Source organism: Saccharothrix sp. NRRL B-16314 (assembly GCF_000716595.1).
Taxonomy (GTDB): domain Bacteria; phylum Actinomycetota; class Actinomycetes; order Mycobacteriales; family Pseudonocardiaceae; genus Actinosynnema.
On the sequence record NZ_JNXC01000006.1, the window covers coordinates 157,462 to 172,832 of the forward strand.

Sequence of the window (15,371 nt, forward strand, 5' to 3'; positions counted from 1 at the left end):
TCAAGCCAAGTCGCTCTCGAACTCGTCGATCTCGTCCTGGGACAGCGTCAGCAGCGACAGGTCCGACGGGGTGACGCCGCCCCGGCCGGCTTCGGTCACGATCGTTTCGAGGCGGCGGAACCACAGCTCCGCCACCGCGCGGACGTCCTCTTCCTCGAACAAGGTCCCGGGCCAGGACCACACGGCCACCAGCTGCGGGCTGCCCGCGCGGTCCTGGACGAGCGCGTTCACGCTGAGCGCGTAGGTCAGCGGCTTGCCCGGATCACTGCCGCCGCCCACGGTCTCCTCGGCTTCGGGCGGTGTGGCCCAGTCCTCGGTCTGCGCGACCTCCTCGGTGGCGTCGAACCGGCCGAGGTAGTTGAAGCCGACCTGGGGCTGCGCGAAGCTCTGCAGCACCGGAGCGGTCTCCGGGTTGAGGTACCGCAGCAGCCCGTACCCGATCCCCTTGTCCGGGATGGTCCGCAGCTGCTCCTTCACGGCCTTCAGCGCGACACCGACGTCACCGGTGCCCGGGTCGACCGCCACCGGGTAGGCGCTGCTGAACCAGCCGACCGTCCGGGCGACGTCGACGCCCTCGACGACGTCCTGCCTGCCGTGTCCTTCGAGCCCGACGAGCAACGCGGTGCCGTCACCACGGCCGCGGTCACGCCGCCAGTCGCCGATCGCCAGGGCCAGCGCGGTCAGCAGCACGTCGTCCACGCCGGTGTTGAACGCCGCGGGAACGCGGCCGAGCAGCGGCTCGGTCACCTCGGCGGGCAGCACCAGCCGGATCTGCCTGGCCGAGCCGACGACGTCCCGCGTGGGGTCGACCCGCCGGTCCGCCAGCACCGGGTCGGGCGTGCCGAGCACACCCCGCCACAGGTCGAACTCGGCCACCCGGTCCTGCTTCGCGGCCAGCGACGAAAGCTGCTGCGCCCACCGGCGGAATGACGTCCCCACCGGTTCGAGCGCCACTTCCTCGCCCGTCGACACGGCCTCCCAGGCACTGCGCAGGTCCTCCTGCAGGACCCGCAATGACATGCCGTCGACCACCAGGTGGTGCAGGACCAGCATCAACCGGCCACGGCGCCGCGTTCCACCGTCGAACCACACCGCACGCAGCATCCGCCCGTCCTCCGGGGACAGTCCGGCCTGCGCGATCCGCTGCTGCTCGACGACGACCGTCATCAGCTCGTCGGTGGGCACATCGGAGATGTCGACCTCGGTGATCAGGTCGGCGGCGGCGACCGAGCCCTTCGGCGCGATCTCCATCCGCCACACCGACAGGCCGGTGCCGTTGTCCGGGTCGTACCGAAGCCGGGAACGCAGCACGTCGTGGTGGTCCACGACCGCTTGGAGCGTGCGTGCCAGCGCGTCCTCGTCGATGCCTGCCGGGACCTGGAGCAGGTTGGCGAGGTTGTCGCGGCTGGAGGCGCCGTCCCGCTCGATCAGGTCGAGCATGATCGGGGTGAGCGGGAACTCGCCGACGGCGTCCTCCGGCCGCTCCTCGGTGCTCGTGTCCTGCTCGTCGGCCGCCGTCCTGGCCAGCTCCCGCACGGTCCGGCTGACGAACACGTCCCGCAGGGTGAAGACCAGGCCGACCTTGCGTGCCCGGCTGGAGAGCTGGATCGACACGATGCTGTCACCGCCGAGCTCGAAGAAGTCGTCGTCCAGCCCGACCTCGTCCACGCCGAGCACCTCGGCGAACAGCCCGGTCAGGATCTCCTCGCGGGCCTCGAGGTCCCCCGCCGGAGCACTCGGCTCCAACTCTTGGCGGGCGGCGCCGACCCGCTGCTCCAGCTCCGGGCGCAGGGTGGTCCACAGCGCCGCCAGCTCGTCGTCGGCGACCTGCCCCACCGGCCGCTCGGGCTCCGCGACCATGACGGTCAGGATGCGCCGCAGCCCGGCGGCCACCTGCTCGACCTCAGGCCCGGTGAACATGCCCGGCTGGTAGCCGATCCGGTAGCCCATCCCGGTACCGGCCTGCCAGGCGTCGAGGGTCAGCGTGTAGTGCGTGGCGTCGCTGGTGTGCAGGTCGACCGCACGGACACCTTCGTGCTCGGCCTTCGACTCGTCGAACGTGTCGGTGTCCACCGGGAAGTTCTGGAACGCCAGCAGCGTGTCGAACAGCTCACCGAGACCGGTCAGCCGCTGGAGGTCGACCAGCCTCAGGTGCTGGTGGGCCATCAACGCCGCCTGCCGCCCACCGAGACCGCGGATGGCGTCCGCGACCGAGCCCGCCGCGTCGAACGCGACGCGCACCGGGATGGTGTTGATGAACAGGCCCACCATCCGCTCGACGTCTTCCACCTCGGGTGGCCTGCCCGACACGCTCGCGCCGAAGACCACGTCCTCGCGGCCGGTCAGCCTGCTCAGCAGCAGCGCCCACGCCGTCTGCATGACCGTGTTCACCGTGACACCGCAGTCGGCCGCCAGCTCGGTGATCCCCGCCGCCAGCTCGGCCGGCAGGTCGGTGGTCAGCTTCTCCGGCAACTCCGGCACGCGGTCCGGGTCGACCGGGGCGAGCAGGGTCGGGTCGGACAACCCGGCCAGCTCACCGCGCCACACCTCCTCGGAGGCCTTCCGGTCCTGCTCGGTGAGCCAGGTCAGGTAACGCCGGTACGGCGGCGGCACGGGCAACGCCGAGTCGTCACCACCGGACTCGTACAGCCGCATCAGTTCGTCCACCAAAGTGGGCGTGGACCACCCGTCGAGCAGGACGTGGTGCAGGGTCACCACAAGCCGGTACCTCGCCTCGCCCAGCTTGAGCACCATGCACCGCAGCAACGGCGGCTTCGCCAGGTCGAACCGCTCGGCCCGAGCCTCGGCGAGGACCCGTTCCAGCTCGCCCGGACCTGCGTCGCAGAGATCCAGCTCCGACCACGGCACCCGCACGGCGGCCGGGAGGAACTGGACCGGATGGGTCAGGCCGTCGTGGGCGAACCCGGCCCGCAGGTTCTCGTACCGCAGCGTCAACGCCTGCACTGCGGCGCGCAGCGCCGTCAGGTCCACCTCGCCGGCCAGGTCCAGGCCGAGCTGCAGCGTGTAGACGTCGACGCCCTTGTCGTTGTAGAGGGCGTGGAAGACCAGGCCTTCCTGCAGCGGGGCCACCGGCAGCACATCCGCCAGGTCGGGATGGACGGCCGCGAGCGCGTCGACCTCCCGCTGGGACAACCGGACCAGCGGGAAGTCCGAGGGGGACCGCCCGCCGACGCCGTCCTGCCCGGCGTACGCGATCAGCTCCTCGGTCACCTGCTCCCAGGTCCGGGTCAGGCCCAGCACCTCGTCCTCGGTGAACAGCGCCTCCGGCCACGTCCAGTGCGCCTGCAGCCGCAACCCGTCCACGTGGTCCAGGTTGGACAGCTTGAGGCCGATCGGGTGCGTCACCGGGGTGTCCGGGTGGTCGGCCTGGTGCGCCAGCTCGGTGCCGATGACCGCCCAGTCCCCGGTCTCCGGCTCCTCGTTGGCCTCCAGCCGGCCGAGGTAGTTGAACAGGACCTGCGGACCGGCGAACCGGGCCAGCACCGGCACGGTCTGCGGGTTCAGGTGCCGCAACAACCCGAAGCCGACGCCCTTGTCGGGGATCGCGGCCAGCTGCTCCTTGACCAGCTTGACCGCCGAGCCGAGGTCGCCGTCCGCACCCGTGTCCAGCCGCACCGGGTAGGCCGCGGTGAACCAGCCGACCGTGTGGGACAGGTCCGCGCCGCCGATCGCCTGCCGGCCGTGCCCCTCGGCTTCGATCAGCACACCTGATCCGCCACCGAGTCCCCGTCCGTCCCGCCATCGCTGGACCGCGATCGCGAGCGTGGTCAGCAGGATCTCGTTGACGCCCGTCGTGAACAGCGCCGGGATTCGGGCCAGCAGCGGCTCGGTGGACGCCACCGGCAGGGTCTGCTCGATCTGCCGCACCGTCCGGGTGACGTCCCTGGCCGGGTCGAGCGGTTGTGCCGACAGCGGTGGGTCACCCGCGCCGAGGATGTCGGTCCACAGCGCCAGCTCGTCGATCCGCTTCGGGCTCGACGACTCCGCGACCAGGCCCTCGGCCCACTGCTTGAACGTCGTGACGACCGGCTGCAGCAGGGGTTCACGCCCGGCGGTCACCGCCTCGTACGCCTCGCGCAGGTCCGGGACCAGGATTCTGGTGGACACACCGTCCACGGCCAGGTGGTGCATCACCAGCAGCAGCCGGTGCGCGGCGTCTCCGCCGTCGAAGTAGACCGCCCGGAGCACCACGCCGTTCTCCGGCGCCAGCCGCTCCTGCGCGGCCTTCTCGTGCTCCTGGAGAGCCTCGATCAGCGATTCTCCGGCGAGCCCGCGCACGTCCACGGTGGTCAGCAGGTCGGCTGCGCGGACGTCGGCCCTCGGCAGCGCCTCAAGGCTCCACACGTGGTTGCCGACCCGCCGGGTGAGCTTGAGCCGCAACGTGTCGTGGTGGTCGAGCAGGATCTGCAGTGCCGCGGTCAGCCGCTGCCGGTCGCAGCCGGCCGGCAGCCGCAGCAGCGTCTCCTGGCTGAAGTGGTCGATCGGGCCGCCCCGCTCGCGCATCCAGTGCATGACCGGGGTGAGCGGGATCTCGCCGATGCCGGCGTCCGGCACGGCCGGTGCGTCGGCCCGCGCGCCCGCCCAGGTCGCCGCCGCGGCGAGTGCCGCGACGGTCCGGTGACGGAGCACGTCCTCGGCGGTCACCTCCATGCCGGCCTTTCTGGCCCTGCTGACCAGCTGGATGGAGATGATGCTGTCGCCACCGAGCTCGAAGAAGCCGTCGTCGATGCTCACCGACGGAACGCCCAGCAGCTCCCCGACCAGCTGGACGAGCAGCTTCTCCTTCTCGTCCCGTGGCGCCCGCCCGCCGCGGCCGGCCTCGGCCACCGGCGCGGGCAGTGCCGCGCGGTCGACCTTCCCGTTGGCGTTCAGCGGAAGCTCGTCGAGCACGGTGAACGTCGCCGGGACCATGTAGTCCGGCAGGCGCTTCGCCAGGTACTCGCGCAGCCCCGACGGCTTCGGCGGCCGGATCGCACCGCTGACCACGTAGGCGGCGAGCTGCCGGTGCCCGTTCTGGTCCTCGTGGGTGCCCACCGCGACCTGGTCGACCTTGGGGTGCCCGGCGAGCACGGCCTCGATCTCCCCGAGTTCGATCCGGAAGCCGCGGACCTTGACCTGCTCGTCCGCCCGGCCGACGAACTCCAGCGCGCCCGAGGCGTTCCACCGCACCACGTCACCGGTGCGGTACAACCGCGATCCGGGCGGCCCGAACGGATCCGCCACGAACCGCTCCGCGGTCAGCGCGGCCCGGTTGAGGTAACCACGCGCCAGGCCCGCACCTGCGACGTACAACTCGCCCTCGACGCCCGGAGCGACCGGACGCAAAGCCGCGTCGAGCACGTACACCCGGGTGTTCCAGGCGGGACGGCCGATCGGCGGGTGGATCGCGCCGGACAGCGGCTCGCTCATCGTCGCGCAGACGGTCGTCTCGCTCGGACCGTAGACGTTGATCATCCGGCGTCCGGCCGACCACTGGGCGACCTTCTCCGGCCGGCACGGCTCGCCGCCGGTGACGAGCGTGCGAAGCGTCGGCAACGGCTTGGCGGGCAACGTGGCCACGACGCCGGCGGTGAGCTGGACGTGGGTCACGTCGTTGCGTTCGATGACGGCGGCCAGTTCCTCGCCGACCGGCTGCTGGTGGCCGCTGGGCAGCACCAGGGTCGCGCCGGTGAGCAGGGTCATCGCCAGGTCGGCGATGGACGGGTCGAAGCTCGGCGAGACCGCCTGGAGCACTCGGCTCTCCTCGTTCACGACCAGCTTCTCCGCGTGCGCGCCGGCCATGCTCGCGATGCCGGCGTGCGTCACCACGACACCCTTGGGCCTGCCGGTCGAGCCGGACGTGTAGATGACGTACGCCGGATGTGCCGGCGACAGTGGCCGGACCCGTTGCGCGTCGACGGGATCGGTGACCGGCGCGGCCGACGCTTCGGCGCGGGCCGCTTCCGAGTCGACGACGAACGGCTCCGGGACACCCGCCTGCCGCATCTGGTCCGCCGCCGCGGCGGTGGTCAGCACCAAGGCGGGACCGCTGTCCGCGATCAGCAAGGCGATCCGCTCGGCCGGATGACCGGGATCCACCGGCAGGTAGGTCGCGCCCGCTTTGAGCACGCCGAGCGTCACGGCCAGCCAGTCGACCGAGCGGGCCACCGCGACGGCGACCAACTGCTCGGGCCCCACACCCCGCGCGATCAGCACGTGTGCCCATTGGTTCGCGCGCTCGTCGAGCTGCTCGTAGGTCAAGCTCGCGGCGGGCAGACCGTCCGGGACGACCGCGGTGCGCCCGGGGACACGCCGCACCTGTTCCTCGAACAGCGCGGGGAAGGTGGCGGGCGCCACGGGCCGGGCCGTGTCGTTCCACTCCTGTGGTGTCGCGCCGGTTCGGCCGTCGATCCTGCTGATCGGCGCGCTCGGGTCGGCGGTCACGGAATCCAGCACGGAAACGAGCCTCCTCGTGATCATCTCCACGGCGCCGCGGTCGAACAGATCCGTGCGGTAGGTGACACGGCCGGTCAGCCCGGCCGGGTCGCCGTCCGGGCCCCGCTGGTCGGACAGCTCGATGCCGAGGTCGACCTTCGCGGCGGCCAGGTCGACCGACGCCGGCCGCACCGTCAGTCCGGGCAGCCTCAGCTCCGGCATCGCGTTGTTCTGGAACGCCAGGAAGACCTGGAACAGCGGATTGAAGCCGCGGAAGGCCCGGAACATGTCGACCAGCCGGTCGAACGGCACGTCCTGGTTGGCGTACGCGGCCAGGTCGGTTTCCCGGACGCGGGCGAGCAGCTCGGTGAACGCCGGATCGCCGGACGTGTCGGTCCGCAGCACCAGCGTGTTGACGAAGAACCCGACCACCTCGTCGAGTGCCTGGTCGCCCCGGCCGGCGACCGCGGTGCCGATCGGGATGTCGGTGCCCGCGCCCAGCCCGGTCAGCGTGGTGGCCAGCGCCGCCTGCACGACCATGAACAGGCTGACCTGGTTGTCCCGCGCGAGCTGGACGAGCCCGGCGTGCCGGGAGGCGTCGATCTCGATGTCGACGGAGTCACCGTGGTCGCCGACCTGCTGCGGCCTCGGTCGGCCGACCGGCAGCGCCGGCTCCTCGGCCAGGCCCGCGAGCGCCGCCTCCCAGTAGTCGAGCTGCTGGGAGGCCAGGCTGTCCGGGTCGTCCTCGGCGCCCAGCAGCTCACGCAGCCAGAGCGTGTAGTCGGCGTACTGCACCGTGAGCGGCGTGAACTCCGGCGCCCGGCCGGAGACCCTCGCGGCGTAGGCGACTGACAGATCACGGGCCAGCGGTGCGTTCGACCACCCGTCGGTGGCGATGTGGTGCACGTTGAGCAGCAGCACGTGCTCGGTCGCGGTTGTACCCGCAACCTCGAAGAGCGTGACCCGCAGGGGGAGTTCGACCGTGAGGTCGAAGCCACGCGCACCGGCGGCGGTGAGCGCCTCGTCCAGTCCGGCCTCGTCGACTCGGACCACCTCGACCTCCGCTGGCGCCGGGCGGTGCACGTGCTGGCGCGGACGGCCATCGATGTCCGGGAAGGTGGTGCGCAGGCTCTCGTGCCGTGCGACGACATCAGCCAGGGCAGCGCGCAGCGCGGCGATGTCGAGCGTTCCCGACATCGCGATCCCGATCGGGACGTTGTAGGTGCTGTTCGGCCCGTTCAGCGTGTTCAGGTACCACAGGCGCCGCTGCGCGAAGGACAACGGGATCTCCGCGGGCCGGTCCACCGCCCGCAGAGCGGGACGCCGTGCCGAGGCCTCACCGGCGGCGATCCGGCGCGCGAACGCCACCGGGGTCGGGGTGTCGAACACCGCACGGACATCGACCGACCGGGCGAACACCGTCCGGACCCGGCTGATCAGCCGGATGGCGTTCAGCGAATGCCCTCCGAGGGCGAAGAAGTCGTCGTCGGGGCCCACTTCCGGCAGGTTGAGCACTTCGGCGAACAGTCCGCACAGGATCTCCTCCTGCGGGGTGAGCAGCCGTGCCGCCGTGCCACCCGCTGTCCGGTCCGGTGCGGGCAGCGCGGCCCGGTCCAGCTTTCCGTTGGTGTTCAGCGGCAAGCTGTCCAGCACGACGAACGCGTCCGGAACCATGTACTCGGGCAACGCGCTCGCGGCGTGCCCTTGGATCACGGGCACGTCCACGCGTTGTCCATCGGCGGGCACGAGGTAGGCGACGAGCTGATCGTCGCGGACGACCACGGCTTGCGCCGCTACCTGGTGGTGCCCCGCCAGTACCGCGCCGACCTCCCCGAGCTCGATCCGGTACCCGCGAAGCTTGACCTGGTCGTCGGCGCGGCCGGCGAACACCAGGTCACCGTCCTCGGTCCAGCGGGCCAAGTCGCCGGTCCGGTACATCCGCTCGCCCGCGGGCCCGAACGGATCGGCGACGAACCGCTCCGCCGTCAGCGCGTGCCTGCCGAGATAGCCACGGGCCAGGCACGGGCCCGCGACGTACAGCTCACCGGTCACGCCGGGAGCCACCGGCCCCAGGGTGGCATCGAGCACGTAGGCCCGGACATTCCCCTGTGGCCGGCCGATCGGGACCGGACCGGACGGCGCCGGGGCACCCGGGTCGAGCCGGTACTCGGTGCAGTTCACCGTCGCCTCGGTCGGACCGTAGACGTTCCACACCGTGGCGTCCGGGTGCTTGTCCCGCCACGGCGCGAGCGCCTCTCCGAGCAACGCCTCACCGCCCAGCAGCAGTTCCGCGACGGGCGAGAACTCGTTCGGCAGCGCGTCCAGCAACGGCAGGTGGCTGGGCGTGGCCTTCATGAAGGTGCACGGCGTGCCCTTCAGCCTGGCGGAGACCCCGACGTCCTCCACGAGTTCGACGAGCAGCACGGTGCCCCCGACCACCAGCGGGGTGAACAGCGCCGTGACGGTGAGGTCGAACGACACCGGGGAGTGCACGAGCGCGGTCCCGGTGGCACCGGGGTACGCCCGGCTCGTCCAGGTGAGGTAGTCGACCACCGAGCGGTGCGCGACCACCACGCCCTTGGGTCGCCCGGTCGACCCGGACGTGTAGATGACGTAGGCCGGGTGGTCCCGCCTCAGCGGCCTGGTCCGGTCCGCATCGGTCGGGTCGGTGTCCGGCAACCCCTCGGCCTGCCGGATCCGCAGTCTCGGAATGCCGGTGTCCGGCAGCGTCGCGGTGCTCACGAGCAACGCCGGGGCGGAGTCGGAGAGCATGAACGCGATCCGGTCGGCCGGGTACGCCGGGTCGATCGGCACGTACGCCGCGCCTGCCTTGAGCACCGCGAGCAGGGTGACCACCAGGTCCGCGGACCGGTCCAGCGCGACCGCGACGAACTGCTCCGGCCCCACCCCGCGCGCGATCATGGCATGTGCCAGCCGGTTCGCCCGTGCGTTGAGTTCCGCGTAGGTCAGCTCGGTGTCACCGGAGACCAGCGCGATCGCGTCCGGGGTGCGCGCGGCCTGTGCCTGGAACAGGTCGGTGACCAGTGCATCCTGTTCGGGCACGACCGGACCCTCCCGGCCGGGCGCGGGCTCCCGCACGGCAAGGCCCAGATCGCGAACGGTGACGTCCGGGGTCTCCGTGAACGCGGCCAGCAGCGTGATCATCTGCTCGCCGATCCAGTTCACGGCGACGTCGTCGACCAGGTCGGGCTGGTGGTACCAGTTCAGCACCATCCGTTGCCCGTCGTGCATCACCACCACGCCGAGCGGGTAGTGGTTGTCACCTCGGGTGTCCACATCGGACAGCGCGAGGCCGTCGGAGAGCTGTGCGGTCTCGGCGGTCGGGAAGTTCTCGAACACCACGGCGGTGTCGAACAGCGGAGTGTGCCCGGCGGCCCGCTGGATGTCCGACAGGCCGAGGTGGTGGTGCGCGATCAAGTCGGCACGCCGGCCCTGTGCACCGCGGAAGACCTCCAGCAAGGTGTCGTCCGGGTCGAACCGGATGCGCACCGGGACGGTGTTGGTGAACAGCCCCACCATGGTCTCGACGCCGGGCAACTCCGGCGGGCGGCCGGAAACGGTCTCCCCGAACACCACGTCGTCGCTGCCGGTGAAGTCACCGAGCAGCAGACCCCAAGCGCCTTGCACGACCGCGTTGACGGTCAGCCCGTGCTCGCGTGCCCGGGAGTTCAGCTGCGCGGTCAGCCGGTCGGGCACTTCCAGCACGACGCGACCCGGTGGCAACGCCTTGCGGTCCGCGGTGATCGGCGCCACCAAGGCCGGTCCGGGCAGGCCGTCGAGCGCGTGGCGCCACGCCGAGACCGATGCGTCCCGGTCCTGTCCGGCCAGCCAGGTGAGGTAGTCGCGGTAGGGCGTGACCTCGGTCATTGCGGAGTCGTCGCCGTGGGAGCCGTACAGCTCGAACAACTCCGCCGAGAGGACCTGCAGCGACCAGCCGTCCAGCAACAGGTGGTGCGCGCCGACCATGAGCCGGTACGCGCGGTCGCCGAGTCGCACCAGCGTGAACCGCAGCAACGGCGGGTTCTCCAGGGTGAACCGGGTCGTCCGTTCCGCCGCCAGCAGCCGGTCCAGCTCCCGCCGCCGTTCGCCCGCGGTCCAGCCACCCAGGTCGATCTCCCGCCACGGCAGCTCTGCCTCGGCCGGGATCACCTGAACCGGCCGGCCGTCCTCGGTGTACCGGAACGCGGCGCGCAGGTTGTCGTGCCGGCGCAACAACGCTTCCGCCGCCGCTCGCAGAGCCCGCACGTCCAGGTCGCCGTGCAGCTCCATCGCCGCCCTGGCGATGTAGACGTCCTCTGTGGACCGCTCGTACTCGGCGTGGAACAGCAGGCCTTCCTGGAGCGGCGACAGCGGCAACAGGTCGACCAGCCGCGGCCCGCCGGTCGTCAGCCGGTCGATCTCGTTCTGGGACAACGAGATCAGGGGCAGGTCGGACGGCGTGAGCGCGGTGCTGCCCTCCGCCTCGGCCACCAGGGCGGTCAAGGCGTCGAACCAGGCTTGGGCCACCTGCCGCACGTCCTGCTCGGGAATCAGGTCCGCCGGCCAGGACCACGTGGCGACCAGGCCCGTGCCGTCGGTGAAGGAGTTGACGACGAGCGAGTGCGGCAGCGGTGTGTCCGGGTGCGCACCGCCACCGATACCGTCCTCGGTCGCGTTGTCCAGGCGACCGAGGTAGTTGAACGCGATCTGCGGCTCGGCGAACTCGGCCAGCGCCAGGGCGGTGCGGGCGTTGAGGTAGCGCAGCATCCCGTAGCCGATCCCGTTGTCCGGGATCGCCCGCAACTGCTCCTTGACCGCCTTCACCGCGTCGACCAGCGCGCCTTGACCGGGGTCGAGCCGCACCGGGTAGCGGCTGGTGAACCAGCCCACCGTGGTCGAGAGGTCCATGTCCGGCTCGATCTGCTCACGGCCGTGCGCTTCCAGGGTCACCAGGACGGCCGGGGAGCTGTCCGGGCCACGGCGGTGCCAGCCGCCGACGGCCACGGCCAGCGCGGCCAGGAGGATGTCGTCGACCCCGGCACGAAGCGCCGCGGGCACCTGGCCGAGCAGCGGTTCGGCGACGGCCGCGGGCAGCCGGAGGGTCAGCTCCGCGAGCGAGCCGACCCTGTCCCGGGCCGGATCCAGCGGACGATCGGTCAGCAGCGGGTCGTCGGTGTCGAGGATCTCCCTCCACAGCGGCAGTTCCCGCATCCGCTTCGGCTCACCGGCCGAGACGGCCAGCTGCTGGGACCAGCGCCGGAACGAGGTACCCACCGGATCGAGCTCGACCTGTCCCCCGGCGGCCACCGCCGCGAAGGCGACGGCGAACTGCGGGAGCAGGATCCGCCACGAGACACCGTCGACCGCGAGGTGGTGGATCACCAGCAGCAACCGCCCAGGCCGGTCGCCCGCGTCGAGCCAGACCGCGCGGACCATCGTCCCGGCGTACGGGTCGAGTCCTGCCGCGGCCACTTCGAACTGCTCGGCGGCCACGGCTTCGGCCTGCTCGTCGGAGATTCCCGAGACGTCCACCCGGGACAGGCAGCTCGCCGCGGTGACAGCGCCGCGGGGTGCCACCTCCAGCGTCCACTCCTCGATCTCGGCCAGCACGCTCAACCGCAGCCGGAGCGCGTCGTGGTGGTCGAGGAACCCCTGCAGCACCGCGGCGATCCGCCGCTCGTCCAAGCCTGCCGGGACGTCCACCGGCATCGCCTGGTTGAACTGCCCGACCGGGCCGCCGAGATCCTTGAGCCAGTGCGCGATCGGCGTCAGCGGCAGGCCGCCCACGCCGTCGTCCGGTGGTGCCGCGACGGGGCAGTTCTCCGCCGGAGTGGCGACCGCGGCCAGCGCCTCGACCGTCGGGTGGGTGAAGACGTCCCGAGGGCTGAACCTGAGGTCCGCCTTGCGCGCCCGGCTGACCAGCTGGATCGCGATGATGCTGTCGCCGCCGAGCTCGAAGAACCCGTCGTCGATGCTCACCGCACCGGCTCCCCGGGACGACAGGCCGAGCACGTCGGCGAAGATCCCGCACAGCAGCCGCTCGCGTTCGTTGCGCGGGGCACGACCGCTCGATGCCTCGAACCGCGGCTCGGGCAGTGCCTTGTGATCGAGCTTGCCGTGCTGGGTCAACGGCAGCTCGTCGAGCTTCACGAACAGCGCGGGCACCATGTACTCGGGCAGCAGTCCGGCCAGGTGGGGCTTCAGTTCGGCGGGATCGACCGCACCGGCCAGGTAGGCCACCAGCCGCTTGACGCCCGAGCCGTCCTCGTGGACGACCACAGCCGCCTGGGTCACGTCGGAGCGCCGGGCCAGCACGGTCTCGATCTCGCCGGGCTCGATCCGGAAACCCCGGATCTTGACCTGGTCGTCGGTCCGGCCGACGTACTCGAGGGTTCCGTCGGCACGCCGGCGCACGACGTCACCGGTGCGGTACATCCGCTCACCCCTGGTTCCGAAGGGGTTGGCGACGAACCGCTCGGCGGTCAGGCCGGCCCGGCGGTGGTAGCCGCGGGCCAGGCCGGCACCGGCCACGTAGAGCTCACCGGGCACACCCGGCGCGACCGGCCGCAGCGCGCCGTCCAGCACGTAGGCTCGCGTGTCCCGCACCGGTCGGCCGATCGGCACACCCGTGCCCGGCACGAGCGGATCGCTCATCGTGGCCGCGACCGTGGATTCGGTGGGGCCGTAGGCGTTCACCATGCGACGGCCCGGTGCCCAGCGTTCGACCAGTTCCGCCGTGCACGCCTCGCCGCCGACCACCAGCGAGGTGAAGTCCGGCAGCGGCGTGGCCGGAACGCTGGCCAGCGCGGCCGGCGGGATCAGGGCGTGGCTCACCCGACGGTCCGCGAGGACCTCCGCGAGGACCTCGCCGGCCAGGATCTCCGGACCGGGCACGATGATCGCCGCGCCGGACAGCAGCGTCATGCACAGCTCCAGCACCGACGCGTCGAAACTGGGCGAGGAGAACTGGAGCACCCGGCTGTGGGGCGTCACCGCGAACCGGTCGATCTCGGTGGCGGCGAAGCTCGCGATCCCGTGATGCGCCACGAGGACGCCCTTGGGCACACCGGTCGAGCCGGAGGTGTAGATCAGGTAAGCGGGGCTGTGCGGCGAGATCGCCGGCGACGCGGGCGACTCCCTGCCGACAGGCTCCCTGCCGACCAGGTCGGACACGTCGTGCACCGCCATGCCGTGGACGTGCGGGACCGACGCGGCCCACTCCCGAGTGGTCAGCACGACCTCGGGATGCGCGTCGGACAGCATGAAGGCGATCCGGTCCGCGGGGTAGTCCGGGTCGATCGGCAGGTACGCGGCGCCTGCCTTCATCACACCGACCGACGCCACCACCGAATCCACCGACCGGCCGAGCACCTGCGCGACCACGTCCTCACGCCCGACACGCATGGCCGTCAGGTGCCGCGCCAGCCGGTCGGTCCGGGCGTCCAGTTCGGCATAGGTGAGGGACACCTCGTCCGACTCGACGGCCACGGCGTCCGGTGTCGCGGCCACCTGCCGGGCGAACAGCTCCGGGAAGGTCGCCGGCGTGGTGTGCGGGGTCTCGTTCCAGACCGCCAGCGCCTGGTGGCGCTCGGCCGGGGAGAGCACGTCGACCCGGCCGAGCGGCTGGTCCGGGTCGGTGGTCACCGCCCGCAGCACGCGGATCAGCCGGTCCCCCAGGGCTTGCACGTCGTCGCGGCCGAACACCTCCGGCCGGTGGCTGAGCACCAGCCGCAGCCGGCCTTCCCAGACGTGGGCCACGAGGTAGAGCGGGTAGTGGGTGGCGTCGAGGACGTCGAACCCGGTGATCGTCAGATCGCCTGCCACATCGCGCATCGCCGCCATGTCGAACGGGAAGTTCTCGAACGCCACGCACGTGTCGAACAGCTCGCCGTGCCCGGCTGCGCGGTGCACCTGGCTCAGGCCGATGTACTGGTACGAAGTCAGGTCCAGGTGGTCGCTCTGCAATCGGCGCAGCGTCTCGGCCAGCGAGTTCCCCGGTGCCAGCCGTGTGCGCAGCGGCAGCGTGTTCACCAGCATCCCGACCATCCGCTCCACGCCGGGCAGTTCCGGTGGGCGGCACGACGCCACGGTGCCGAACACGACATCGTCCGTTCCGGTCAGAGCGCCGAGCAGGATCGCCCACGCCCCGTGCACGGCGCTGCTGACCGTCAGGTCACGGCTCGCCAGCCGCGCGGTGAGTTCGGCGGTGGCGTGCTCGGACAACTCGAACGAAACCTGCTCGGGCACGGTCGCCACGCGCGAGCGATCGGCCGGGGCCAGCCGGGTGGGCCCTTCGATGCCTTCGAGCGCCCGCTGCCACGCCAGTTCCGCCTTGTCGACGTCCTGTCGCGCGATCCAGCCGAGGTAGTCGCGGAACGGCACCACCGCCTCCAGGGCGGCGCGGCCGGTGTACAGCTCGAAGAACTCCCTCAGCAGCAACGACATCGACCAGCCGTCGAGCAGGAGGTGGTGGAAGGTGAACAGCAGCCGGTGCTCCTGCCCGCCGAGCCGGATCAGCAGGAACCGCATCAGCGGCGGGCGCGCCAGGTCGAACCTGGCCGACTGCTGCGCCGCCTGGAGCCGTTGTGACTCCGTGGCACGGGTTCCGGCGTCGAAGCCGGTGAGATCCACCTGCTCCCACGGCAGCTCGACCGTCCGTGAGACGACCTGCACCGGCCGGCCGCTCTTCGGGTGCAGGAAGCCGACGCGCAAGTTGGCGTGCCGGCGCAACAACTCCTCCGCGGCCACGCGCAGCGCACCGGCGTCAAGAGGACCCCGCAGGTCGAGGACGGCCTGCACCGCGTAGACGTCGATCCCCTGCTCGTCGTAGAGCGCGTGGAAGAGCAGGCCTTGCTGCAAGGGCGACAACGGAAGAATGTCCTCGGGGCCCGGTTTCGTCATCGCAGCGTCCTTCACTCGACTTCCTTCCCGCCTGG

General features: G+C 71.6%; 1 protein-coding gene. It reads right to left on the bottom strand.

Annotation, left to right across the window (positions count from 1 at the left end):
* Positions 1–15,336, bottom strand: a complete 15,336-nt coding sequence (locus OQ02_RS12990; protein ID WP_033438726.1) for a non-ribosomal peptide synthetase — start codon at positions 15,334–15,336, stop codon at positions 1–3.
* Between the last annotated feature and the right edge of the window lie 35 nt (positions 15,337–15,371).

What these genes read in the sequence shown, in the direction of transcription:
- OQ02_RS12990 (WP_033438726.1), bottom strand. Translation starts at nt 15,336, where the DNA reads ATGACGAAACCGGGCCCCGAGGACATTCTTCCGTTGTCGCCCTTGCAG.